Annotated in this window: 37 protein-coding genes and 1 pseudogene; 2 read left to right on the forward strand and 36 right to left on the reverse strand. The window is 65.0% G+C overall.

Features of this window, described 5'->3' with window-relative positions; genetic code table 11:
* Positions 1 to 74: 74 nt before the first annotated feature.
* The 7 genes and pseudogenes from GIY56_RS03225 to GIY56_RS03255 all read right to left on the reverse strand — a co-directional run bounded on the left by GIY56_RS03225 (position 75) and on the right by GIY56_RS03255 (position 5,516).
* Positions 75 to 788: an ATP12 family chaperone protein gene (locus tag GIY56_RS03225; RefSeq protein WP_154763355.1), complete on the reverse strand. Its 714-nt coding sequence runs from the start codon at positions 786 to 788 to the stop codon at positions 75 to 77.
* Positions 785 to 1,437, reverse strand: a pseudogene (locus GIY56_RS03230) (HAD-IA family hydrolase). Before GIY56_RS03230 ends, GIY56_RS03225 begins: the two are co-directional and overlap by 4 nt.
* A complete protein-coding gene (locus GIY56_RS03235; protein WP_154763356.1) occupies positions 1,434 to 2,489 on the reverse strand; it encodes an RluA family pseudouridine synthase in 1,056 nt (351 codons plus the stop codon). Before GIY56_RS03235 ends, GIY56_RS03230 begins: the two are co-directional and overlap by 4 nt.
* Positions 2,486 to 2,851, reverse strand: a complete 366-nt coding sequence (crcB, locus tag GIY56_RS03240; protein WP_154763357.1) for a fluoride efflux transporter CrcB — start codon at positions 2,849 to 2,851, stop codon at positions 2,486 to 2,488. The genes GIY56_RS03235 and crcB overlap by 4 nt, the downstream gene beginning before the upstream one ends.
* Positions 2,852 to 2,882: 31 nt before the next feature.
* Positions 2,883 to 4,199 carry a replication-associated recombination protein A gene (locus tag GIY56_RS03245; RefSeq protein WP_154763358.1) on the reverse strand — a complete coding sequence of 439 codons (1,317 nt, stop codon included), beginning with the start codon at positions 4,197 to 4,199 and terminating at the stop codon, positions 2,883 to 2,885.
* Positions 4,200 to 4,249: 50 nt separating this feature from the next.
* Positions 4,250 to 4,840: an acyl-homoserine-lactone synthase gene (locus GIY56_RS03250; protein WP_154763359.1), complete on the reverse strand. Its 591-nt coding sequence runs from the start codon at positions 4,838 to 4,840 to the stop codon at positions 4,250 to 4,252.
* Between the two features lie 64 nt (positions 4,841 to 4,904).
* Positions 4,905 to 5,516: a helix-turn-helix transcriptional regulator gene (locus GIY56_RS03255; RefSeq protein WP_154763360.1), complete on the reverse strand. Its 612-nt coding sequence runs from the start codon at positions 5,514 to 5,516 to the stop codon at positions 4,905 to 4,907.
* Positions 5,517 to 5,613: 97 nt separating this feature from the next.
* On the opposite strand from GIY56_RS03255, the gene GIY56_RS03260 reads away from it, so the two are divergent.
* Complete coding sequence (locus GIY56_RS03260) at positions 5,614 to 5,790, forward strand: hypothetical protein (protein WP_154763361.1); 177 nt, start codon at positions 5,614 to 5,616, stop codon at positions 5,788 to 5,790.
* Between the two features lie 40 nt (positions 5,791 to 5,830).
* Here the strand turns inward: GIY56_RS03260 and rplQ are convergent, their stop codons facing one another.
* From rplQ to rplO, 7 genes are all read right to left on the reverse strand, one after another.
* The gene (rplQ, locus tag GIY56_RS03265; RefSeq protein WP_154763362.1) at positions 5,831 to 6,250 is read right to left on the reverse strand and encodes a 50S ribosomal protein L17; all 420 of its coding nucleotides are present in this window, start codon (positions 6,248 to 6,250) and stop codon (positions 5,831 to 5,833) included.
* A 149-nt stretch (positions 6,251 to 6,399) separates the two neighbouring features.
* A complete protein-coding gene (locus tag GIY56_RS03270) occupies positions 6,400 to 7,416 on the reverse strand; it encodes a DNA-directed RNA polymerase subunit alpha (RefSeq protein WP_154763363.1) in 1,017 nt (338 codons plus the stop codon).
* A 115-nt stretch (positions 7,417 to 7,531) separates the two neighbouring features.
* Positions 7,532 to 7,921 carry a 30S ribosomal protein S11 gene (gene rpsK, locus GIY56_RS03275; RefSeq protein ID WP_130991642.1) on the reverse strand — a complete coding sequence of 130 codons (390 nt, stop codon included), beginning with the start codon at positions 7,919 to 7,921 and terminating at the stop codon, positions 7,532 to 7,534.
* Positions 7,922 to 7,933: 12 nt separating this feature from the next.
* A complete protein-coding gene (gene rpsM, locus GIY56_RS03280; protein WP_328288417.1) occupies positions 7,934 to 8,302 on the reverse strand; it encodes a 30S ribosomal protein S13 in 369 nt (122 codons plus the stop codon).
* Between the two features lie 155 nt (positions 8,303 to 8,457).
* The gene (locus tag GIY56_RS03285) at positions 8,458 to 9,129 is read right to left on the reverse strand and encodes an adenylate kinase (RefSeq protein ID WP_154763364.1); all 672 of its coding nucleotides are present in this window, start codon (positions 9,127 to 9,129) and stop codon (positions 8,458 to 8,460) included.
* Positions 9,130 to 9,164: 35 nt separating this feature from the next.
* Positions 9,165 to 10,535: a preprotein translocase subunit SecY gene (secY, locus tag GIY56_RS03290; protein WP_154763365.1), complete on the reverse strand. Its 1,371-nt coding sequence runs from the start codon at positions 10,533 to 10,535 to the stop codon at positions 9,165 to 9,167.
* Between the two features lie 108 nt (positions 10,536 to 10,643).
* Positions 10,644 to 11,120, reverse strand: a complete 477-nt coding sequence (gene rplO, locus GIY56_RS03295; RefSeq protein ID WP_154763366.1) for a 50S ribosomal protein L15 — start codon at positions 11,118 to 11,120, stop codon at positions 10,644 to 10,646.
* Between the two features lie 227 nt (positions 11,121 to 11,347).
* On the opposite strand from rplO, the gene GIY56_RS03300 reads away from it, so the two are divergent.
* Positions 11,348 to 11,956, forward strand: coding sequence for a hypothetical protein (locus GIY56_RS03300; protein ID WP_154763367.1), 609 nt, complete (start codon positions 11,348 to 11,350; stop codon positions 11,954 to 11,956).
* Positions 11,957 to 11,958: 2 nt separating this feature from the next.
* Here GIY56_RS03300 and GIY56_RS03305 read toward each other — a convergent pair whose 3' ends face one another.
* The 22 genes from GIY56_RS03305 to GIY56_RS18920 all read right to left on the reverse strand — a co-directional run.
* Complete coding sequence (locus tag GIY56_RS03305; RefSeq protein WP_328288418.1) at positions 11,959 to 12,669, reverse strand: hypothetical protein; 711 nt, start codon at positions 12,667 to 12,669, stop codon at positions 11,959 to 11,961.
* A 141-nt stretch (positions 12,670 to 12,810) separates the two neighbouring features.
* Complete coding sequence (rpmD, locus tag GIY56_RS03310) at positions 12,811 to 12,996, reverse strand: 50S ribosomal protein L30 (RefSeq protein ID WP_103173018.1); 186 nt, start codon at positions 12,994 to 12,996, stop codon at positions 12,811 to 12,813.
* Between the two features lie 12 nt (positions 12,997 to 13,008).
* Complete coding sequence (gene rpsE, locus GIY56_RS03315) at positions 13,009 to 13,578, reverse strand: 30S ribosomal protein S5 (RefSeq protein ID WP_154763368.1); 570 nt, start codon at positions 13,576 to 13,578, stop codon at positions 13,009 to 13,011.
* Positions 13,579 to 13,690: 112 nt separating this feature from the next.
* A complete protein-coding gene (rplR, locus tag GIY56_RS03320; protein ID WP_154763369.1) occupies positions 13,691 to 14,050 on the reverse strand; it encodes a 50S ribosomal protein L18 in 360 nt (119 codons plus the stop codon).
* Between the two features lie 12 nt (positions 14,051 to 14,062).
* Positions 14,063 to 14,596 (reverse strand): 50S ribosomal protein L6, encoded by a 534-nt coding sequence (gene rplF / locus GIY56_RS03325; RefSeq protein WP_154763370.1) that lies wholly within the window; start codon positions 14,594 to 14,596, stop codon positions 14,063 to 14,065.
* 12 nt (positions 14,597 to 14,608) lie between these two features.
* Entirely contained in the window at positions 14,609 to 15,007 is a 399-nt protein-coding gene (rpsH, locus tag GIY56_RS03330; protein ID WP_154763371.1) for a 30S ribosomal protein S8, read from the reverse strand.
* A 9-nt stretch (positions 15,008 to 15,016) separates the two neighbouring features.
* Entirely contained in the window at positions 15,017 to 15,322 is a 306-nt protein-coding gene (gene rpsN, locus GIY56_RS03335; protein ID WP_154763372.1) for a 30S ribosomal protein S14, read from the reverse strand.
* Between the two features lie 17 nt (positions 15,323 to 15,339).
* The gene (gene rplE, locus GIY56_RS03340) at positions 15,340 to 15,900 is read right to left on the reverse strand and encodes a 50S ribosomal protein L5 (protein ID WP_154763373.1); all 561 of its coding nucleotides are present in this window, start codon (positions 15,898 to 15,900) and stop codon (positions 15,340 to 15,342) included.
* Positions 15,900 to 16,205 carry a 50S ribosomal protein L24 gene (gene rplX / locus GIY56_RS03345; RefSeq protein WP_154763374.1) on the reverse strand — a complete coding sequence of 102 codons (306 nt, stop codon included), beginning with the start codon at positions 16,203 to 16,205 and terminating at the stop codon, positions 15,900 to 15,902. The genes rplE and rplX overlap by 1 nt, the downstream gene beginning before the upstream one ends.
* On the reverse strand, positions 16,205 to 16,573 hold the full coding sequence (gene rplN / locus GIY56_RS03350; protein ID WP_010400243.1) for a 50S ribosomal protein L14: 369 nt from the start codon (positions 16,571 to 16,573) through the stop codon (positions 16,205 to 16,207). Before rplN ends, rplX begins: the two co-directional genes overlap by 1 nt.
* Before the next feature lie 76 nt (positions 16,574 to 16,649).
* Entirely contained in the window at positions 16,650 to 16,895 is a 246-nt protein-coding gene (rpsQ, locus tag GIY56_RS03355) for a 30S ribosomal protein S17 (protein WP_154763375.1), read from the reverse strand.
* Positions 16,896 to 16,906: 11 nt separating this feature from the next.
* A complete protein-coding gene (gene rpmC / locus GIY56_RS03360) occupies positions 16,907 to 17,113 on the reverse strand; it encodes a 50S ribosomal protein L29 (protein WP_154763376.1) in 207 nt (68 codons plus the stop codon).
* 197 nt (positions 17,114 to 17,310) lie between these two features.
* Positions 17,311 to 17,724 carry a 50S ribosomal protein L16 gene (rplP, locus tag GIY56_RS03365; RefSeq protein ID WP_126156001.1) on the reverse strand — a complete coding sequence of 138 codons (414 nt, stop codon included), beginning with the start codon at positions 17,722 to 17,724 and terminating at the stop codon, positions 17,311 to 17,313.
* Between the two features lie 11 nt (positions 17,725 to 17,735).
* On the reverse strand, positions 17,736 to 18,452 hold the full coding sequence (gene rpsC / locus GIY56_RS03370) for a 30S ribosomal protein S3 (protein ID WP_154763377.1): 717 nt from the start codon (positions 18,450 to 18,452) through the stop codon (positions 17,736 to 17,738).
* A complete protein-coding gene (gene rplV / locus GIY56_RS03375) occupies positions 18,452 to 18,832 on the reverse strand; it encodes a 50S ribosomal protein L22 (protein WP_154763378.1) in 381 nt (126 codons plus the stop codon). The genes rpsC and rplV overlap by 1 nt, the downstream gene beginning before the upstream one ends.
* A 5-nt stretch (positions 18,833 to 18,837) precedes the next feature.
* A complete protein-coding gene (rpsS, locus tag GIY56_RS03380; RefSeq protein ID WP_126155998.1) occupies positions 18,838 to 19,116 on the reverse strand; it encodes a 30S ribosomal protein S19 in 279 nt (92 codons plus the stop codon).
* 3 nt (positions 19,117 to 19,119) lie between these two features.
* Positions 19,120 to 19,959, reverse strand: a complete 840-nt coding sequence (rplB, locus tag GIY56_RS03385; protein WP_154763379.1) for a 50S ribosomal protein L2 — start codon at positions 19,957 to 19,959, stop codon at positions 19,120 to 19,122.
* 94 nt (positions 19,960 to 20,053) lie between these two features.
* Positions 20,054 to 20,350 carry a 50S ribosomal protein L23 gene (locus tag GIY56_RS03390; protein ID WP_154763380.1) on the reverse strand — a complete coding sequence of 99 codons (297 nt, stop codon included), beginning with the start codon at positions 20,348 to 20,350 and terminating at the stop codon, positions 20,054 to 20,056.
* Positions 20,347 to 20,967 (reverse strand): 50S ribosomal protein L4, encoded by a 621-nt coding sequence (gene rplD / locus GIY56_RS03395; RefSeq protein ID WP_154763381.1) that lies wholly within the window; start codon positions 20,965 to 20,967, stop codon positions 20,347 to 20,349. Before rplD ends, GIY56_RS03390 begins: the two co-directional genes overlap by 4 nt.
* Positions 20,967 to 21,860 (reverse strand): 50S ribosomal protein L3, encoded by an 894-nt coding sequence (gene rplC / locus GIY56_RS03400; RefSeq protein WP_154763382.1) that lies wholly within the window; start codon positions 21,858 to 21,860, stop codon positions 20,967 to 20,969. Before rplC ends, rplD begins: the two co-directional genes overlap by 1 nt.
* Before the next feature lie 10 nt (positions 21,861 to 21,870).
* Positions 21,871 to 22,179 (reverse strand): 30S ribosomal protein S10, encoded by a 309-nt coding sequence (gene rpsJ / locus GIY56_RS03405; protein WP_089386317.1) that lies wholly within the window; start codon positions 22,177 to 22,179, stop codon positions 21,871 to 21,873.
* Positions 22,180 to 22,516: 337 nt separating this feature from the next.
* Positions 22,517 to 22,582, reverse strand: a 66-nt coding sequence (locus tag GIY56_RS18920) for an EF-Tu C-terminal domain-related protein (RefSeq protein WP_154763426.1), incomplete at its 5' end; no start/stop codon positions are given.

The following is a 22,582-nucleotide window of genomic DNA, read 5'->3' on the forward strand; positions in this document are numbered from 1 at the left end:
CAGGGCATCCCATGGGCAACATAGTGCCGATCCTTCCCGGTGCGTCAAGCGCATCGCCCACAGGCCGGGCAGTTTCACCTGCGGCGGGACAGATGCCACAGGCGTTCGGCGACCAGCATCGCCGCCTTGCGGCTTTCGGCGGCAGCCTGCGCCTCGTCGTCCCGGCCCCAGTGTTCGGCCTGGAAATCCTCGTCGATGCGGGACAGGCGGAAGGCCGTTTCCGCGTCGATCCGGTCCCGGATGACTGCCAGGCCCAGGATCAGCGATCCGGGCAGCGTCACGAGATCGTGCAGCGCCGTGAGGCCGAAGGCGTCCAGCTCCGCAAGATGCCCGTGCAGCCGCGCCAGGGCCTGCGGATCCTGCCCGACCGGAATGACGCCATGGGTGATGCGCAGGGGGGCGCGCAGGTCGGTCGCGGCCCAATCGACCAGGGGGTCCCAGGCCTCGGCCTGCCGGCGGGCCAGTTCGGCAGGCTGGTCTGCGCGATAGCACAGCAGGTCGGTGCCGCCATATTCCGCAAGCATGACCGCAACGGCGGCAAATTGAGGAGTGACCTTTTCCACCGCGGAATTGGCCGCGCGGGTCAGGGGCATGGTGTTGGGGTCGATCACGTCGGCCTGCGCGTCCCATTCGGCCGCGACCGCCTGCGCCAGGCCCTCGGTCGGCAGCAGCAGCGGCAGCTTGCCGGGGGTCCGCAAGGGCCGGTCGTCCAGCGCCACCTCGAACCCGTCCCCGGACGGCCGGACCCCGGACGCCTTCCAGAACCGCCGTGCCTTCCATTCGGTCATGATGCCCACCTTGCCACTGCCTGGCCCAAATCCCTGAAATCCGCCGCCACGAAGGCCGCCCCCGAGGCCGTCAGCGCCTCGGGGGCATGATACCCCCAGCCGACGCCGAAACCCGTGATCCCGGCGGCACGCGCCATCTCCATGTCGAAGCTCGTATCCCCGATCATCACCGCGTCCCGGGCGTCCACGCCTGCCTCGGCCAGCGCCGCCAGCAGCATTGCCGGATGGGGCTTCGAGGGATGATCGTCCGCCGTTTGCAGGCTGACGAACCGCCCCTCCCATGCGCCGCGATCATGGCCGCCAGCCCGCGCCGCGACTTGCCGGTCGCGACCGCCAGCAGGAGGTCGCCGCGCGCGGCCAGCCCGTCCAGGCAGTCCAGCGCGCCGGGGTAAAGCGGCGCGGCCTGCGCCATGCGGGCCTGCATGAAGGCCGAACGATAGGCTTCCACGATGCGCGCCTGCGTTGCCGCGTCCTGCCCGGCGGCCAGTTGCGCCACCGCGACCGGCAGCGACAGACCGACGATCCGCAACACCGCCTCTGGCGGCAAGGGGGTCAGGCCGGCGGCTTCAAAGGCGGCGGTCATGGCGCCGTGGATGTGATGCTGGCTGTCCACCAGCGTGCCATCGACATCGAAGACGACCAGCTTCATTCGACATCCGCGAAGGGATCGTCGGGCACGTCGTTTTCCTGCCAGCCCACCGTCTTCCACGTCCGCGCCATGTGATCCGGCAGGGGCGCGGTCAGGGTGATCCGCTTCTTGGTGATCGGATGGTCAAAGCTGATGCTGCGGGCGTGCAGGTGCAGCTTCTTGCTGATCTCTCCGCCCAACTGCGCCCCCCAGCCGTCGCCCAGGTTTTCCTGCCCCGAGCCGCCGTATTTCCCGTCGCCCACGATCGGATGGCCCAGTTCGGCCATGTGCGCGCGCAACTGGTGCGTCCGGCCCGTGACCGGCACCAGGGCGCACCAGCTGGCGCGCGTGCCGAGCGCGTCCAGCACGGCATAGTCGGTGGTCGCGCGCTTGGCCCCTTCGGTCGCGTCGATGTCGCGGGGGTGGACGGCGATCATCTTTTCGTTGTCGCCGCGCCCACCGCCGCCCTTGACCAGGCCAAAGCGGATCGTGCCCATGCGCGGATGCGGCACGCCCGCCACGGCGGCCCAATAGATCTTGCGCGTAGTGCGCGACCGGAACGCCTCGGACAGCGCACGCGCCACCCGGTCGGTGCGCGCCAGCAGCAGCACGCCCGAGGTGTCCTTGTCCAGCCGGTGCACTAGCTTGGGCCGGTCCTTGAAGCCGAACATCAGCGCGGTGGTCAGCCCGTCCACATGCCGATCACCCTGCCCGCTGCCGCCCTGGCTGGGCAGGCCCGGCGGCTTGTTCAGCGCGATGATGTGTTCGTCCTTCCACAGGACGGCGGCCTGGATCATCTGCTGGTCCGTCTCGGACACGCGCGGGCCGATGGGCCGTTCCTTGGCCTGGGCCGGAATGGTTGCGGCATCGGGCAGGGGCGGGATGCGGACCTCCTGCCCCGTCTCGATGCGGGTCGCGGGCTTCACCCGCCCGCCATCGACGCGGATCTGGCCGGTGCGGCACAGCTTTTCGATGGCGATCTGGCCAAGCTGGGGAAACTTCTTCCTCAGCCAGCGGTCGAGGCGCTGTTCGCCCTCGTCCCCGCCCACGCGGATGGTCTGAACGCCGCTCATGCGAAAATCCCCTGGCCGATGGTCATGCCCAGTGCCACAGCAGCCAGCGACAGCAGCACCGATCCCGCGACATAGATCGCGGCCAAGCCCCCCTGCCCTCGTTCCCACAAGGTCAGCGCGTCCAGCGAGAAGGCGGAAAAGGTCGTGAAGCCGCCCAGGATGCCGGTCAGCAGCAAGGGCGCCCAAGGTCCGCCGCGCTGCGCCAGCACGGCCGCCAGCAGGCCCATGACAAGGCTGCCCGCGACGTTGACGGCGAAGGTCGCCAGCGGAAAGCCCTGCGCAGGCAGCGCGCGATAAAGACCAAGGCGCGCCACCGATCCGATGGCTCCGCCGATGGCGACCTGAAGATATGGGTTCATCATGGCGGCTAACTGTGGTGGCGCGGGAACAAAGTCAACCGCCGCGCTTCAACCGCTGCGACACGAACCAATCGAGCCGCTTCTTCAACTCGCGCTCGAAGCCACGCTCGACGGGAACGTAAAGCACCGGGCGCTTCATGCCCTCGGGGAAATAGTTCTGGCCGGAAAAGCCGTCCTCGGCGTCGTGGTCATAGGCATAGCCCGCCCCATAGCCCTGGTCCTTCATCATCTTGGTGGGCGCGTTCAGGATATGGGAGGGCGGCATCAGGCTGCCGGTGCGCTTCGCCTCGGCGCGCGCGGCCTTGTAGGCGACATAACCCGCGTTCGACTTGGGCGCGAGCGCCAGATAGATCACCGCCTGCGCCAAGGCCAACTCGCCCTCGGGGGACCCAAGCCGTTCATACAGGGCCCAGGCATCCAGGCAATGCCGCTGCGCCGCCGGATCGGCCAGGCCGATATCCTCGACCGCCATGCGGGTGATGCGGCGGGCGAGGTAGCGGGGATCCTCGCCCCCTTCCAGCATCCGCGACAGCCAATACAGCGCCGCATCGGGGTCGGACCCCCGCACCGACTTGTGCAGGGCCGAGATCAGGTTGAAATGCTCGTCCCCTGCCTTGTCGTATTTCGCCGCCCGCCGCATCAGCCGCTGCGCCATGGCGGGGGCATCGACCGGCTTGTCGGTCTTCCAGGCCGCCACCTGCTCGATCAGGTTCAGGGCGGCGCGGCCGTCGCCGTCGGCCATCTCCAGCAGCGCATCCCGCGCCTCGGCGGTCAGGGGCAGCTTGCGGCCCAGTTCGCGTTCGGCCCGCTGCGCCAGCAGTTCCAGGTCGCGCAGTGACAGGCGTTCCAGCACGATCACCTGGGCGCGCGACATCAAGGCGGCGTTCAGCTCGAAGGACGGGTTTTCGGTCGTCGCACCGACCAGAAGGATCGTCCCGTCCTCCATATGGGGCAGGAAGCTGTCCTGCTGCGCCTTGTTGAAGCGGTGGATTTCATCGACGAACAACAGGGTGCCGCGCCCCTGCTGGCGCCGCAGCTTCGCGGTCTCGAACACCTTGCGCAGTTCCGGCACGCCCGAGAAGATGGCGCTGATCTGCACGAAGGCCAGGTCGGTCTCATCGGCCAGAAGCCGCGCGATGGTGGTCTTGCCGACACCCGGAGGTCCCCACAGGATCAGGGACGACAGGCTGCGGGACGCCAGCATGGATCCCAGCGGCCCGTCCGGGCCAAGCACCTTGTCCTGGCCGATCACGTCGCCCATGCGCACGGGGCGGATGCGGTCGGCCAGGGGTCGCGCCGCCGGGGGTGGCGGCGGATCGGACAAGGGGCTGGCGTCAAACAGGTCGGGCATGATACACCATCTTAGGCCTGCAAGGCCCTGGCGCACAAGATGTGCCAGCCTTAGTGCATCTTGGGCGCCAAGTTGATCGCGACGCACTGGAAATTGGCATCGTCGATCCACATCACCCGGCCAATCGCCTCGGCATCAAGGCCGCAACGGCCATACCAGCGCGGCCAGCTGGCCCCCGTCAGGGCGATCAGCCGGGTGGCGCCCAGTTCGCGGGCCGACCCGGTCATCGCCTCGACCATCTTGAAGTGGACCTTGCGGCGGTACATCTGCGGAATGTCGTGGCAGACGAACACGCGCGAACATTCCCAGACCTGGTCATCGACCGGCGCCTCGGCGTCCAGCAGATCCTGCGGGATCGAGCCGCCCAAGATCCCCTTTTGCGCGTCGCGGATCATGTAGCTGTAGATGCCGCAGCGCGCGGTGGTCGGCGTCAGGCGGAAGCCCGCCAGGATCTCGCCCTTGTCGTGGACGGCGATCCAGCGGCTTTGCGGCGTGTCGTACTGGTCGAACTCCATGTCCTCGGCTTCGGGCAGATCCCAGTTCTTCTGGATGATGAAGCTCTGCTTGCGTGCGCGAAAAAGCTTGGCGAACAACTCGCCATGGTTGTGGAGGTTGGAAAAGGAAAGCGTGGTCGTCTGCATGGTCAAAACTCCTGGGGTGTAAGGATAAACCCCTCCCCGCATCACGGCTCCCCTGGGCGAAGGTCTAGAGCAGACGGTATTCCTTGGCCCTTTGCAGCGCCTCGGCCGTCGTGCGTGCATTCAGTCTTTCGCGGACCGAAATCAGCCTTGCCTTGAACGCGCTTTCGGTGATGCCAAGTTTGGCTGCCGCTGCTGCATGACGATCGCCCTCCGCAACACAACGAAGGGCCTCTTTCTGAGCCTTCGTGAGGCTCGCCGGCGGCTCCGTGATATCGTGAAGCCGACGTACCGTGGTCGAGATCTCGGCGATCTCGTCATCCGTGAATTCGCGGTCATCGCGCGCGAAGCTGGCGATGGTGCGGGAACTGATCGGACCGCAGGACACCGTCAGGCCGAAGGTCAGGCCGTGCTGCGCCGCGTCCTTGAGAATGCTGAACGGATCGGGGATCGGCAGGCTGGACCAGCGGCAGGCCCCTGTCGTGGAAAAGCCCCAGGCGATCGTCGGGTCACGCAGCGCATAGCCGTTCTGGGAATAGAACTCCGACCATTCCTCGGGATAGGTCTGGAACTGCATCAGGGGGGCGGCGAAACGGATGTGCAAGCCGACAAAATAGCCGGTCGGGGCTATTTTCCCCAACTTCCGCAAGCCTGCATTGATATCTGCGCGTGATGACATGACTTTTTAGACAAATTGCGTTCAGTAGCGTCAACGGACAATGTAGTAGTGACGGATATTTCTTGCCATATCATTAAAGGGATGGGAGATCCCACCAATGCGGCCATCCAGCGGAATTCCTGCGCTGCCAGCCGATCTTCGCCAGCAACTGCTGGCGATGCCCCTGACAGCCGGCGAAAAAAGCGAAGTGGCGCGGGCGTTGCTGAAGCTGGCGCCGCCCCGGGAAAATATGCGCAAATTGTCGCAACACCAAGAAAAACGCCCCGCAGGCTGAAAAAGCCGCGGGGCGTTTGATTCGGTGACCTAGCGTCCGCTTAGTCGGCGTCGGCGGTTTCGGCCTCGACGCGGGCACGGTCCGCGGCGCCCTTGGCCGAGGTGTCGCGGTCAACCAGTTCGATGATCGCCATCGGCGCCATGTCGCCATAGCGGAAGCCGGCCTTCAGGATGCGGACGTAACCGCCCTGGCGGTCCTTGTAGCGGGCGCCCAGGACCTCGAACAGCTTGGCCGTGTGCGCGTCCTGCTTCAGCTGCGCATGGGCCTGGCGGCGGGCGTGCAGGTCGCCGCGCTTGGCCAGCGTGATCAGCTTTTCGACGATCGGGCGCAGTTCCTTGGCCTTGGGCAGGGTCGTCTTGATCTGCTCGTGCTCGATCAGGGAGCCGGCCATGTTGGCGAACAGCGCCTTGCGGTGTTCATGGGTGCGGTTGAGGCGGCGATAGCCACGGGCGTGACGCATGATTTTCTCCTATAGCGTTTTTGCTTTGTCCGGCAGCCCATGCGTGCGGGCCGCTCTCCTTGGGGCGGGATGCCCGGGGGTCGCAAGGTGCGTGCAAGCACGCACCCTACGGGTTTTATGTAGGGTGCGTGTTCACACGCACCGCCACGTCAGAACTGGTCGTCGAACCGTTTCGCCAGATCCTCGATGTTTTCCGGCGGCCAATCGACCACGTCCATGCCCAGGTGCAGGCCCATGCCCGACAGGACTTCCTTGATCTCGTTCAGCGACTTGCGGCCGAAGTTCGGGGTGCGCAGCATCTCGGCTTCGGTTTTCTGGATCAGGTCGCCGATATAGACGATGTTGTCGTTCTTCAGACAGTTGGCCGAACGGACCGAGAGTTCCAGCTCGTCCACCTTCTTCAGCAGGCGCGGATCAAACTCCAGACCATCCTCGGCGTCCTGGCGGTTGGCCGATTCCGGCTCGTCGAAGTTCACGAAGACCGACAACTGGTCCTGGACGATGCGCGCGGCATAGGCCACGGCGTCTTCCGGGGTCAGCGAACCGTCGGTCTCGATCTTCATGGTCAGCTTGTCGTAATCCAGCACCTGCCCCTCGCGGGTCGGCGTGACTTCATAGCTGACGCGCTTCACGGGCGAGAAGATGGCGTCGATCGGGATCAACCCGATGGGCGCATCCTCGGGGCGGTTCTTGTCGGCGGCGACATAGCCCTTGCCCGTCTGGACCGTCAGTTCCATGTTCAGGTCCGCGCCGTCATCCAGGTGGCAGATGACGTGGTCGCGGTTCAGGACCGTGATGCCGGCCGTTTCCTGGATGGCGCTGGCCTTGACCTCGCCCGGGCCTTTCGCGGACAGGGTCAGGCGCTTCGGCCCTTCCACGTCCATCTTCAGCGTCACGCCCTTGAGGTTCAGGACGATGTCCGTCACGTCCTCGCGGACGCCCGCGACGCTGCTGAATTCGTGCAGGACGTTGTCGATCTGGACCGAGGTGATGGCCCCGCCCTGCAGCGACGACAGCAGCACGCGGCGCAGGGCGTTGCCCAGCGTCAGGCCGAAGCCGCGCTCCAGCGGCTCGGCGACCAGCGTGGCCGTGCGGGTGGCATCCGCGCCCGGCTTGACGACCAATTGCGTCGGCTTGATCAGCTCGGCCCAATTCTTGTGGATCATGCGTTTGCCTCCATTCTTGTCCCCGTCCCATGTCCGTGGCCGGAAACGCCCGAGGTTGAAAACGTAAAGACCGAACCGCGCCACAGGGCGCGGTCCGGGTAAGGGTTGTCTGAAATCAGACGCGGCGGCGCTTTGGCGGGCGGCAGCCGTTATGCGCGATCGGCGTCACGTCGCGGATCGCGGTGATGTTGAAGCCGACCGAGGCCAGCGCGCGCAGCGCCGATTCGCGGCCCGAGCCGGGACCCTGGACTTCGACTTCCAGGGTGCGGACGCCGTGTTCCTGGGCCTTGCGGCCCGCGTCTTCGGCGGCCATCTGCGCGGCATAGGGGGTCGATTTGCGCGAACCCTTGAAGCCCATGGTGCCGGCGGACGACCATGCGATCGCGTTGCCCTGCACGTCCGAGATCAGGATCTTGGTGTTGTTGAAGCTGGAATTCACATGCGCAACGCCGGTGGCGATGTTCTTGCGTTCCTTGCGCTTCATGCGGGTCTTGTCGCGTGCCATATCCCGTTCCCCTTATTTCTTCTTGCCAGCGATGGGCTTCGCCGGACCTTTGCGGGTGCGGGCATTGGTGTGGGTGCGCTGACCGCGGACCGGCAGGCCGCGACGGTGGCGCAGACCGCGATATGAACCCAGGTCCATCATGCGCTTGATGTTCATCTGGTTTTCGCGGCGCAGGTCGCCTTCGACGGTCAGGTTCGCATCGATGTATTCGCGGATCTGCAGCACTTCGGCATCCGACAGGTCGTTGACGCGGCGGGACGGGTCGATGCCGACGGCCTCGCAGATCTGTCCGGCATACATCGGGCCGATGCCGTGGATATAGGTCAGGGCGATCGGGACGCGTTTCCCGGTCGGAATGTTGACGCCAGCAATACGAGCCACGCGTTATCCTTTATCGGTTGCGGTTCCGTAACGCCGGAACCTTTTTTCACAACGGAAGGCCCGAAAGCCATGCCTTCGGGCCGCTGATGGGCCACCCGCCGAATGGGGTGATTCTCTTGCGAGATGCCGTGACTTATAAGCCGCTGACTGCCGCGTCAAGTGCCCGTGGCGATTTCGCTTGACACAGGCAGGACAGCGGCAATCTGCCCCGCGACCTGGTCCATGGCGGCCAGCCCGTCCACCGGCGCCAGCTTTCCCTTGGCATAGTAATAGCCGATCAGGGGCGAGGTCTTCTTGTAATATTCCAGAAGCCGCGTCTTCAGGCTGTCCTCGTTGTCGTCCGCCCGCCGCCGCAGGTCGGTCGAGCCGCAGACATCGCAAACGCCATGCCTTGCCGTGGGCTTCGTCTCGTCGTGATACACCTCGCCGCAATGGCCGCAGGTGTAGCGGCCGGTGATGCGGCGGACCAATGCCTCGTCATCCACCTGCATCTCGATCACCGCGTCCAGCACCATGCCGGTTTCGTCCAGCAGCTGGCCAAGCGCATCGGCCTGGGCCAGCGTGCGCGGGAAGCCGTCGAAGATGAAGCCGTTGCCGCCTTCGGACAGCTTTTCGCGGATCAGGCCGATGACGATCTCGTCGGTGACAAGCTGGCCCCGGTCCATGACATCGGCCACGCGCTTGCCCATCTCGGTCCCCGAGGACCGCGCGGCGCGCAGCATGTCGCCGGTGGACAGCTGTACCAGCCCCCGCTCCTCGACCAGCTTGCGGGCCTGCGTTCCCTTGCCGGCACCCGGCGGCCCCAGCAGAATGATATTGATCGTCATCGTTGGTCTGTCCCCCTCGTCAGCCCGTCGGGCCGTTAGCGGCGCGACGGTGCGCGACGCGGCTTTGCGCTTCCTTCCTTGCGTTTACCACGCAACTGGGATTTCTCAATCAGGCCTTCGTATTGATGGGCCAGAAGATGGCTTTGCACCTGGTTGATGGTGTCCATCGTGACCGACACCACGATCAGGACCGAGGTGCCGCCGAAATAGAACGGCACCGACCACTGGTGGCGGATGATTTCCGGCAGCAGGCAGACCGCCGCCAGATAGGCCGCGCCGATCACCAGCACGCGGTTGACCACGTAGTCCAGGTATTCCTCGGTCCGCTTGCCCGGACGGATGCCGGGGATGAAGCCGCCCTGGTTCTTGAGGTTGTCGGCCACATCGTCGGACTTGAAGCTGACGTTGTGGGTGTAGAAATAGGCGAAAAAGACGATCATCCCCGCGAAGAAGATCAGATACAGCGGCTGGCCCGGCCCGAAATAGGCCAGGATCGTGGACATGATCGGCCCGGTCTGGTTGCCCGAGAAGGTCGAGATCGTGATCGGCAGCAGCAGCAGCGACGACGCGAAGATCGCCGGAATGACGCCCGCCGGGTTGACCTTGATCGGCAGGTGGCTGGACTGGCCGTCATAGATCTTCATGCCGACCTGGCGCCGGGGATACTGGATGCGGATCTTGCGCAGCGCCCGCTCCATGAAGACCACGAAGGCGATCACGGCCACGACCATCACGATCACGCCCAGGATCACCGGGGTGGAAATCGCGCCCGACCGCCCTTGCGCAAAGAAGTTCGCCAGCGCCGCCGGGATTTCGGCCACGATGCCCACGAAGATGATCAGGCTGATGCCGTTGCCGATGCCGCGCGCGGTGATCTGTTCGCCCAGCCACATCAGGAACATGGTGCCGCCAACCAGGGTGATGACGACGGAGGCCTGGAAGAACAGCCCCGGATCATGCGCAAGGCCCCCGGCCTCCAGCGACTTGGCCAGGCCGAAGGCCTGGAACAGCGCCAGCGCCACGGTGCCATAGCGCGTGTACTGGTTGATCTTCTTGCGCCCCTGCTCGCCTTCCTTCTTCAGCTGTTCCAGCGAAGGCACCATCGAGGTGAGCAACTGCACGATGATCGAGGCCGAGATATAGGGCATGATGCCAAGCGCGAAGACGCCCATGCGGCCAAGCGCGCCGCCGGTGAACATCGACAGGATGCCGCCGATCCCGGCCTGCGCCTGATCCATGAAGTTGCGCAGCGCCCCGCCGTCGATGCCCGGCACCGGGATATAGGTGCCAAGCCGATAGATGACCAGCAGCCCGATCGTGAACCAGATGCGCTGGCGAAGTTCCGTGGCCTTGCCGAATGCGCTCCATGAAAGGTTCGCGGCCATCTGTTCTGCGGCTGACGCCATGTTTTTCCGTCCCGTGTCATGACGGCGCCGCCGGCCCGTTTCCGGGGACCGGCGGCGCCAGGAAAACCTGAGGGCTATCTATGGGGCGCGGACGCCCCGATCAACAGCTTATTCCGCCGCCGCAGCCACGACCGGCAGCGTCACCTTGCCGCCCGCCTTCTCGACCGCCTCGACCGCCGATTTCGACGCGCCGGTGACGGTGATCGTCACGGCCGCCGTCAGCTCGCCCTTGGCCAGCAGGCGCACGCCGTCAAGCTTGCGGCGCACCAGGCCCGAGGCGACCAGCGCGTCCTCGGTCAGTTCGGCGCCCGCGTCGATCTTGCCCGCGTCGATGAAGGTCTGGATCTGGCCCAGGTTGACCACCGCGAAGGATTTCGCGTTCGGCTTGGTGAAGCCGCGCTTCGGCAGCCGGCGATACAGCGGCATCTGGCCGCCTTCATAGCCGTTCAGCGCCACGCCGGAACGAGAGCTTTGGCCCTTGATCCCGCGCCCGGCGGTCTTGCCCTTGCCCGAACCGGGACCGCGCGCCACGCGCTTTTTCTTGCGGTTCGCGCCGTCGTTGTCGCGGATTTCATGCAGTTTCATGTCGCTTCTCCTAAGCCGGACGCGCCCCCGAAGCGAAAACGGGGCGGACACGGCATGTCTTGTTTCGTGAATCGGCGCCCGGTGGCACCCGGCAGGGCGTATAAACGGAACGCCGGCCTGGGGCAAGCCTTGCTTTCCCGCCCGGACAAGCGCCCGGACAAGCGGATGTGAGTTGCCGTCGCGCGCCATCGCCCTATCAGGGCCGCATTAGCCTTTGGACCACAGCCATGACTCGCATCGCCCTTGCCCTTGCCGCCCTGATCTGCGCCCCCCTGGCCGCGCAGGCCGAGCCGACCTTCTGCACCGCCCGCATCAACGGCCAGGACGTGCCCCTGGCCTATGACCCACAGGAACCAGGCTTGCGCGACCATTTCAGCCGGCGCGAGATCCTGTTCACCTCGTGGGGCCGCGACACCTGCCCCAGCTATGTCGTGCTGCGCAGCCTGACGCCCGACCTGACGGACGACCAGCGCGGCCCCTTCTGCCTGCGCCACGACAAGGCCAGCGATTCGATCATCGGCTATGACCTTGGCCAACGTGATGCCTATGGCCGCTGCGAGGCGCCCGCGAAAACCGTCTGCCAGCGGGTGAACCAGACCAGGAACGCGGCGGTCGCCATCACCGGCGCGGCGGCCAGGGGCGCGGTCAACGGCGCGCGCGCCCTGCCCGACGGGTCCGGCGCGGTGATCCTCAGCGGATCGCAGGGCTATATCGCGGGCGCGCTGTCCTCGATCGGCGGGGCGGCGGCGGCCGTGGCCTCGTCGCCCGCGATCGTCGCGGGGGCGGCGGTGTCGGTCGTGGCGGTGGGCGGCGCGGTCTATGCCTGCCGGGAATAGCATCAGAACTCCAGCCATGTGCCGATCCTGATCGCGGGTTCGCTGGGACCGGCCAGGGGCGCGACAAAGCCGATCTCCAGCCTTGCCGGCCCGGTCAGGTCATACACGACCGAGGTCGCCAGCTTGGCCGAGAAATCAGTATCCTTGCGCGCCTCCAGCCGAAGCTGGTTCACCACGGCCCAGAGAGGCGTCGGACGCAGGCCGACCGTCAGGTCCAGCTTGGTGACGATCTCGGGCGTCAGATAGGCGTACTGGATGCTGGTCAGGCCTTGGCGGACGGTCACTTCCTCGGTCTTGCCCGCGACCTTCACCCGCGCCTCGGCGCTCAGCCAGCCGCCGTCCCATGGACCCGAGAAGCCGCGCCCCCACATCAGCGCCGCCTGGCTGAGCGGCAGCAACTCGCCCCCGCGGCGAATGACGCCGATGCCTGTCGCATAGGAGAGCTTGTTCGGCCCCTCGCCCCGATCCAGCGATTTCTGATACCACAGCATGGCGCTGGTTTCGCCGACATTGGTGTGGCTGACCTCCAGCCCCACGGTCCGGCGGCGGCTCAGGCCGTATTCGGTGTAAAGCCCGGTATAGGAATTGCCCGCATCGTCCCGTTCACCGGACAGGGCGATGAAGGAATGCCCGGGATCACGGGACCAGGGACCGGCATGGGCCGTCACCGCCAGAAGAAGCCACAGGATGCAGCCAGCTAGAACGCGCGTCACTCGGGGTGGTCCCTGTCCGGTTTGAGCCACCACCGAACCTAAGGGGCGAATCGTTAGGATAAGGTTAACCGGACGGCACCCCCTCAAAGGAAAACGCCCCGGATTTCTCCGGGGCGTCTTTCCGTGGCGATCCTTGCGGGATTACGCCTTTTCCTCGATGATCGTCACCAGATGCGGGATCTTGGCGACCATGCCGCGGATCGAGGGGGTATCCTCCAACTCGCGGGTGCGGTTCATCTTGTTCAGGCCCAGGCCTTTCAGCGTTTCGCGCTGGATGGCGGGGCGGCGGATCGGGCTGCCGATCTGCTTGACGACGATGGTTGCCATGCGCCTGTCTCCTTACGCTTCGACCGGCTCGGCAGCCGGCTTGTTGTCCTGCGGCAGGATGTCGGCCACCTTCTTGCCGCGACGCTGCGCGACAGACCGGGGGCTGGCTTCCTTCTTCAGGCCGTCCAGCGTCGCGCGGATCATGTTGTAGGGGTTCTGCGACCCCTGCGACTTCGCAACAACGTCCTGAACGCCCAGCATCTCGAACACGGCGCGCATCGGACCGCCGGCGATGATGCCGGTGCCCGGAACGGCGGTGCGCATGATCACCTTGCCCGCGCCATGACGGCCTTCGATGTCATGGTGCAGGGTGCGGCCGTCGCGCAGCGGCACGCGGACCAGCGAACGCTTGGCCTGCTCGGTCGCCTTGCGGATCGCCTCGGGCACTTCTTTCGCCTTGCCCTTGCCAAAGCCGACACGGCCGCGCTGATCGCCCACGACGACCAGGGCTGCAAAGCCGAAGCGCTTGCCACCCTTGACGGTTTTCGACACGCGGTTGATCGCGACAAGGCGATCCTGGAATTCCGGGTTTTCCTCGCGTTCTTCGCGGCGGCCGCCCCGGCGGTTATCACGTTCTGCCATATGGCATTCCTTTTCAGGTGGCGCGGCGAGCGCGCCGGTTTGGTTCAATCCAGGTGGGCGCCCCGAAGGACGCCCCCGGATCATCGGGGTGGCGTTGCCGCCACCCGCAGGATCAGAACTTCAGGCCACCTTCGCGGGCGGCGTCGGCCAGGGCCTTCACCTTGCCGTGGAAGATGAAGCCGCCGCGGTCGAAGACGACTTCCTCGACGCCCGCGGCCTTCGCGCGCTCGGCGATGGCCGCGCCGATCTTGGCGGCAGCCTCGACGTTGTTCTTGCCCACCAGGCCGAAGTCCTTCTCCAGCGTGCTGGCCGAGGCCAGGGTCACGCCGTTCAGGTCGTCGATGACCTGAACCGAGATGTTCTTCGACGAGCGGTGGACCGACAGGCGCGGACGGCCGTTCGACATCGCCCGCAGTTTGTTCCGAACGCGCAGGCGGCGCTTCTGGAACAGCTCTTGCTTTTTCAGTGCCATTTCATGCGCCCCTTACTTCTTCTTGCCTTCCTTGCGGAAGACGAACTCGCCCTTGTAGCGGATGCCCTTGCCCTTGTACGGCTCGGGCTTGCGCCACTCGCGGATGTTCGCGGCCACCTGACCAACAAGCTGCTGGTCGATGCCTTCCACAACGATTTCGGTCTGCTTCGGCGCCGTGATCGTCACGCCCTCGGGCGTCTCGAAGTTCACGTCGTGCGAATAGCCCAGAGCCAGCTTCAGGGTCTTGCCCTGCATCGTGGCGCGGTAGCCCACGCCCTGGATTTCCAGCTCTTTCTTGAAGCCCTGCGACACGCCGACCGTCAGGTTTTCCACCATCGAGCGGGTCATGCCCCATTGCTGGCGCGCACGCTTGGAGGTGCCGCGCGGCTTGACCGCGACGGCGCCTTCGTCCAGCACCAGGTCCACATCATCGGTCGCCGTGAAGCTGCGGGTGCCTTTCGGACCCTTCACTTCGATGGTCTGACCCTTGATCTCGGCCGTCACGCCCTGGGGCAGAGCGACCGGCTTTTTACCAATCCGAGACATCTGCTGCCCTCCTCAGAACACGGTGCAGAGGACTTCGCCGCCGACATTGGCATTGCGAGCCGCTGCATCCGACATGACGCCCTTGGGGGTCGAGACGATGGACACGCCCAAACCCTGACGGACCTGCGGGATTTCCTTGGCGCCGGCGTAAACGCGGCGGCCAGGCTTCGACACACGCGACAGTTCCCGGATGACCGGGGTGCCGTCGTGGTATTTCAGACCGATCTCCAGCTCGGCATGGCCGGCCTCGGTGGTCACTTCGTCATAGCCGCGGATGTAACCTTCGGCTTTCAGCACGTCCAGAACCCAAGCGCGCAGCTTGGAGGCCGGGGTGCGCACGGTCGATTTGCCACGCATCTGCGCATTGCGGATGCGGGTCAGCATATCGCCGAGAGGATCGTTCATCGACATGGTGCCCCCTTACCAGCTGGACTTGACGAGACCGGGGATCTGACCTTGCGAGCCCAGCTCGCGCAGCATGATCCGCGACAGTTTCAACTTGCGGTAATACGCGTGCGGACGGCCGGTGAGCTGGCACCGGTTGTGCAGACGCGTTTCCGACGAATTGCGCGGCAGTTCGGCCAGCTTGAGGCTTGCCTTGAACCGGTCTTCCATCGGACGGGACTGGTCGTTGATCACCTCTTTCAGGGAGGCGCGCTTGGCGGCGAACTTCGCGACCAGCTGCTGGCGCTTCTTCTCGCGCTCGACCATGGATTTCTTTGCCATATCTCTTACCTCCGCGATCAGCTGTTGAAGGGCATGTTGAAATGCTTCAACAGCGCTTTCGCTTCGGCGTCGGTCGGCGCCGTGGTGCAGATGATGATGTCCATCCCCAGAACTTCGTCGACCTTGTCGAAGTTGATTTCCGGGAACACGATGTGCTCCTTGAGGCCCATGGCATAGTTGCCGCGGCCGTCGAACGAGGTGCCCTTCACGCCGCGGAAGTCGCGGACGCGCGGCAGGGCCACGTTGATCAGGCGGTCCAGGAATTCGTACATCCGGTCGCCGCGCAGCGTGACCTTGGCGCCCAGGGGCATTTCCTCGCGGACACGGAAGCCCGCGATCGAGGTCTTGGCCTTGGTGATCACGGCCTTCTGTCCGGCGATCAGCGACAGTTCCTCGGCGCCCTGCTTGACCTTCTTGGTATCCTTGACGGCCTCGCCGATGCCCATGTTCAGGACGATCTTGTCCAGGCGCGGGATCTGCATGTCGTTCTTGTAGCCGAATTCCTCCTTCATCGCGGCACGGATCGTTTCGCGATAAACGGCCTTGAGGCGCGGCGTGTACTTGGTTGCGTCCAGCATCAGATCACGTCTCCCGTGGTCTTGGCGAAACGGACCTTCTGGTCGCCTTCCATGCGGAAACCGACGCGGGTCGCCTTGCCGTTCTTGTCCAGCAGCGCCAGGTTCGACAGGTCGATCGGCACCGCTTTCGGAATGCGACCGCCTTGGGTGGTCTGGGTCTGGCGCTGGTGACGGATCGCGATGTTGATGCCGTCAACGACCGCCTTGTTGTCCTTGGGCATGACGGCGGTGATTTCGCCCTGCTTGCCCTTGTCCTTGCCGGCCAGCACGATGACCTTGTCGCCCTTTTTCAGCTTGGCAGCCATCACAGCACCTCCGGCGCAAGCGAGATGATCTTCATGAAGTTCTTCGCGCGCAATTCGCGAACGACCGGCCCGAAGATGCGGGTGCCGACCGGCTCGCCCTGGTTGTTCAGGATGACGGCGGCGTTGCGGTCGAAGCGGATCGAGGTTCCGTCCTCGCGCTTCACTTCCTTGGCGGTCCGAACGACAACGGCCTTGCGGACATCGCCCTTCTTGACCCGGCCCCGCGGAATGGCTTCCTTGACGGACACGACGATGATGTCGCCCACCGACGCATAGCGACGGTGCGAACCACCCAGGACCTTGATGCACTGAACCCGGCGAGCGCCGGAGTTGTCAGCGACATCCAGATTGGTCTGCATCTGGATCATTTGGTTTCTCCCGACCTTTGGGGACCGGCTGATCCGGCCCCAGGGTTTCGATCATTTCTGATCTGTGATGATGGACTTACGCGGAAACCGCTTCGTCCGTCAGGACAGTCCAGCGTTTCGTCTTCGAGATCGGCGCGCATTCGATGATGCGCACGGTGTCGCCGATCTTGAACTGGTTCAGGGCGTCATGCGCCCGGTATTTCTTGGACGAACGGACGGTCTTGTGCAGCAGCGGGTGCTTGAAGCGGCGCTCGACCAGAACGGTGATGGTTTGTTCGTTCTTGTCGCTGGTGACACGGCCTTGCAGGATGCGTTTGGGCATGAAACCGCTCCTCAGTTCGCTGCGGCGGCTGCGGCCGCCTTCTGGTTCAGGATGGTCTTCACACGCGCCACGTCGCGGCGCACGGCGCGCATCCGGGCGGTGCCTTCCAACTGGCCGGTGGCCTGCTGGAAGCGGAGGTTGAAGGCCTCCTTCTTCAGCGCGATCAGCTGGTCCTTCAGCTGATCGGGCGTCTTGTCTTTCAGTTCCTGCGCTTTCATGGCGCTTTCCTTTCAACATCACCGGAGAGCCCCTGCACGCAGGGCCACCCTGATTCCCGGTGGAGTTTCATGATGAAGGCCTGCCCATACAGGCAACGACCCCTTCGTGCAACCCTTTTCCCGCGGGGAAAAGGAAAACCCCGCCAGTCACCCGGCGGGGTCCTGTTCCGTAGGGTGCGTGCCTGCACGCACCGCCCTTACCAGTCTTCGCGCGCCACGATGCGGGTCAGGACCGGCAGCTTGTTGGCGCCAAGGCGCAGGGCTTCGCGCGCGATCTCGTCGGACACGCCGTCGATCTCGAACATGATCCGGCCCGGGTGGACGCGGGCGGCCCAGAAATCGACCGAACCCTTGCCTTTACCCATGCGCACTTCGGTCGGCTTCGAGGAAACCGGCACGTCCGGGAAAATCCGGATCCAGACCCGGCCCTGACGCTTCATGTGGCGGGTGATCGCGCGGCGGGCCGCTTCGATCTGGCGGGCGGTCACGCGCTCCGGCTCGGTGGCCTTCAGCGCGAAGGATCCGAAGTTCAGGGCGAAACCGCCCTTGGCCTCGCCGTGGATCCGGCCCTTGTGCTGTTTGCGGAACTTGGTCCGTTTCGGTTGCAGCATCTTATCGCTCCTTAACGCGCGTCGCGGTCACGGCGCGGACCACGCGGAGCCGGACCTTCCTGAGCCTCGGCGGCCTTGCGGTCGCGGGCCTGGGGGTCATGCTCCATGATCTCGCCTTTGAAGATCCAGGTCTTCACCCCGATGATCCCGTAAGGGGTCGTGGCTTCGGCCAGCGCATAGTCGATGTCGGCGCGCAGGGTGTGCAGGGGCACGCGACCTTCGCGATACCATTCGGTCCGCGCGATCTCGGCGCCGCCAAGGCGGCCCGACACGTTCACGCGGATGCCCAGGGCGCCCATGCGCATCGCGTTCTGCACCGCGCGCTTCATGGCGCGGCGGAACGAGACCCGGCGCTCCAGCTGCTGGGCGATCGACTCGGCCACCAGGGCCGCATCGACTTCCGGCTTGCGGACCTCGACGATGTTCAGGTGAACTTCCGACTTGGTCAGGTTCGCCAGCTTGTTGCGCAGCACCTCGATGTCGGCGCCCTTCTTGCCGATGATCACACCCGGACGCGCGGCATGGATCGTCACGCGGCACTTCTTGTGCGGACGCTCGATGATGACGCGGCTGATGCCGGCCTGCTTGGCTTCCGTCTTGATGAAGTCCCGGATCTTCAGGTCTTCAAGCAGCAGATTGCCATAGTCCCTGTCGTCGGCATACCAGCGGCTGTCCCAGGTGCGGTTGACCTGCAGGCGCATACCGATCGGATTGACCTTCTGACCCATTACGCTTGCTCCTCGACTTGGCGCACCTTGATGGTGATTTCCGAAAACGGCTTCATGATCTTGCCATACCGGCCACGCGCCCGCGGACGGCCGCGCTTCATCACCAGGTTCTTGCCGACCCAGGCTTCGGCGACAACCAGGTTGTCCACGTCCAGCCCATGATTGTTCTCGGCGTTCGCGATCGCCGATTGCAGGCACTTCTTCACGTCGCCCGCGATCCGCTTGTGCGAGAAGGTCAGGTCGGCCAGGGCCTTGTCCACCTTCTTGCCGCGGATCAGTTGTGCGACCAGGTTCAGCTTCTGCGGCGAGGTGCGAAGCATCTTGGTCTTGGCGAACGCCTCGTTCTCCGCCACGCGGCGCGGATTGTTTTCCTTACCCATGACGATTACTTCCTCTTGGCTTTCTTGTCCGCCGCGTGGCCGTAATAGGTCCGCGTGGGCGAATATTCACCGAATTTCTGGCCGATCATCTCCTCGGTCACGGCAACGGGGATGTGCTTCTGCCCGTTGTAGACGCCGAAGGTCAGGCCGACGAATTGCGGCAGGATGGTCGAGCGACGCGACCAGATCTTGATGACATCGGATTTCCCCGAGTCGCGGGCCTTTTCCGCTTTCTTGAGCACATAGGCGTCAACAAAGGGACCCTTCCAGATAGAACGTGCCATGGATCAGCGGCCCTTCTTCTTCGCGTGACGCGAACGCAAGATGTACTTGTCGGTCGCCTTGTTCGAGCGGGTCTTCTTGCCCTTGGTGTCCTTGCCCCAAGGCGTGACCGGCGTGCGGCCACCCGAAGTCCGGCCCTCGCCACCACCATGCGGGTGGTCGATCGGGTTCATCGCGACGCCGCGAACGCTGGGACGGATGCCCTTGTGGCGGTTGCGGCCGGCCTTGCCCAGGTTCTGGTTCGAGTGGTCGGCATTCGACACGGCGCCGATGGTCGCCATGCATTCCTGGCGGACCAGGCGCAGCTCGCCCGAGGACAGGCGGATTTGGGCGTACCCGCCGTCGCGGCCCACGAACTGGGCATAGGTGCCCGCCGAACGCGCGATCTGGCCGCCCTTGCCGGGCTTCAGCTCGACGTTGTGGACGATGGTGCCGATGGGCATCCCGCTGAAGGGCATGGCGTTGCCCGGCTTCACGTCGACCTTGGCGCCGGCGATGACCTTGTCGCCCACGGCCAGGCGCTGCGGCGCGAGGATATAGGCGCGCTCGCCGTCCTCATAGGCGACCAGCGCGATGAACGCGGTGCGGTTGGGATCGTATTCGATCCGCTCGACCGTGGCGGCCATGTCGAACTTGGTGCGCTTGAAATCGACGATGCGATACAGGCGCTTTGCCCCGCCGCCCTTGCGGCGCATGGTGATCCGTCCGGTGTTGTTCCGACCGCCGTTCTTGGTCAGGCCTTCCGTGAGGGCCTTGACCGGGCGACCTTTCCAAAGCTCCGAACGGTCGATCAGAACCAGCCCGCGCTGGCCAGGCGTCGTCGGTTTATACGACTTCAATGCCATCTTTCTGTCTTCCGTTGCTTTGGACCAGGGTGGTCCGTTGTCTTCAAAAGATCAGCGGCCCCGGAAAACCGAGGCCGCGGATTCGCGCCTGCTATCAGAGTCCTGTGGACACGTCGATAGTGTTGCCCTCTTCCAGGGTCACATAGGCCTTCTTCACGTCGCTGCGGCGGCCGAGGATGCCCCGGAACCGCTTCTGCTTGCCCTTGGTGATGGTGGTGTTGACCGCCTTCACCTTGACGCCGAACAGGGCCTCGACCGCCTGCTTGATCTGCGGCTTGCTGGCGTCCTTGCTCACCTGGAAGACAACCCCGTTGTTTTCCGAGGTCATGGTGGCTTTTTCGGTGATGATCGGCTTGACGATCACGTCGTAATGTTCCACTTTCGCGCTCATTTCAAACGAGCCTCCAGAGCTTCGACACCCGAGCGCGTGATCACCAGCGTGTCGCGCTTGAGGATGTCATACACGTTGGCGCCGATCGACGGCAGGATGTCCACGCCCTCGATGTTGCGGGCGGCGCGGGCGAAGCCTTCGTTGACCTCGGTCCCGTCGATCACCAGCACGCGCTTCCAGCCGTTTTCCTTGACGGCCTTGGCGACGGCGGCGGTCTTGGCGTCCGTCAGGTTCAGATCCTCGACGATCACCAGTTCACCGGCGGTTGCCTTGGCGGACAGGGCATGGCGCAGGCCCAGGGCGCGCACCTTCTTGGGCAGATCGAAGGCGTGCGAACGCGGGGTCGGCCCCTTGTAGGTGCCGCCGTGACGGAAGGTCGGCGCCTTGCGGGACCCGTGGCGCGCGCCGCCGGTGCCTTTCTGGCGATAGATCTTCTTCGTCGAATAGCTGACATCCGACTTGCCCAGCACCGAGTGGGTGCCCGCCTGCGCCTTGGCGCGCTGCCAGCGGACGACGCGCTGCAGGATGTCGCCGCGCGGCTCCAGCCCGAAGATCTCGTCGGCCAGCTCGATTTCACCGGCCTTGCCGGTGTCCAGCTTGATCACATCGAGTTTCATCACTTGTCTCCTTCGGGCGCAGCAGCGTCGCCGTCGGCAGCCTTGTCGGCGTTCGGATCGACAGCGTCCTTGTCGGCAGCGATCGAAGCCTGAGCTTCGGCCAATGCGGCTTCCTCGGCAGCGGCGGCCTCGGCGGCAGCAGCCTCGCGGGCGGCTTCCTCGGCTGCGGCGGCTTCGGCGGCGGCGGCTTCGGCCAGGCGGCGGGCTTCGTCGGCGGCCGATTTCAGGGCGGCGGGATAGATCACGTTGTCAGGCGTCGCTTTCTTCACGGCGTCCTTGATCGTGACCCAGCCACCCTTGGACCCGGGAACCGAACCCTTGACCATGATCAGGCCACGGTCGGCATCGGTGCGCACGACCTGCAGGTTCTGCGTGGTGACGCGGACGGCACCCAAGTGACCCGCCATCTTCTTGCCCTTGAACACCTTGCCGGGGTCCTGGCACTGGCCCGTGGACCCGTGCGAGCGGTGGCTGATCGACACGCCGTGCGAGGCGCGCAAGCCGCCGAAGTTGTGACGCTTCATCGCGCCGGCAAAGCCCTTGCCGATCGAGGTGCCGGCGATGTCCACGAACTGACCCGCGAAATAGTGGTCAGCCGTGATTTCCTCGCCCACGTTGATCAGGTTCTGTTCGGCCACGCGGAATTCCGCGATCTTGCGCTTGGGCGCGACCGAGGCCTTGGCGAAGTGACCCCGCATCGCGGCGGTCGTGCGCTTGGCCTTGGCAACCCCGGCGCCCAGCTGGACGGCAGTATAGCCGTCGCGCGCGGCGGTGCGCTGATCGACAACCTGAAGGTTGTCCAGTTGCAGGACGGTCACCGGGACCTGACGGCCGTCTTCCAGGAACAGCCGGGTCATGCCCAGTTTCTTGGCGATAACACCAGTACGCAGCATCATCCCCTCCTTACACCTTGATCTCGACATCCACGCCGGCGGCGAGGTCGAGCTTCATCAGGGCGTCAACGGTCTGCGGGGTCGGATCGACGATGTCCAGCAGGCGCTTGTGGGTGCGGATTTCCCACTGGTCGCGCGACTTCTTGTCGATGTGCGGGCCGCGCAGGACGGTGAATTTCTCGATCTTGTTCGGCAGCGGAATCGGGCCGCGAACGGTCGCGCCGGTGCGCTTGGCGGTGTTGACGATTTCCTGGGTGCTGGCTTCCAGCACGCGGTAATCGAACGCCTTCAGCCGGATGCGGATATTCTGACTTTGCATGGTCATCCCTCTGGCGGGGAGTTCCAGTCGAGAGGCTGACAACGCACCACGCGGCGCCAGCATCGGACCGTATAAAAAAATGCAGGCCGCCTTTGGATGGCGGCCATGCGCAAGGCAGGCGAATCTCGACACGCGGCGGATTCGACTGCGATGGGGGCGTATAGCGTTTTTCGGGGAAGAACGTCAAGGCCGATCCTTCTTCTCCCTCCCCACGAAAAAAGCCGCCCCCTTTTCGGGAGCGGCCCTTTGCCGTGCGTTGCATGGTGCGTGCGAGCACGCACCCTACGGCGTCTCTGTAGGGTGCGTGTTCACACGCACCGCCACCCCGCCCTGACCCTTACTTCAGGATCTTCGACACCACGCCGGCGCCGACGGTGCGGCCGCCTTCGCGGATGGCGAAGCG

The organism is Paracoccus lichenicola (assembly GCF_009708075.1).
GTDB lineage: Bacteria > Pseudomonadota > Alphaproteobacteria > Rhodobacterales > Rhodobacteraceae > Paracoccus > Paracoccus lichenicola.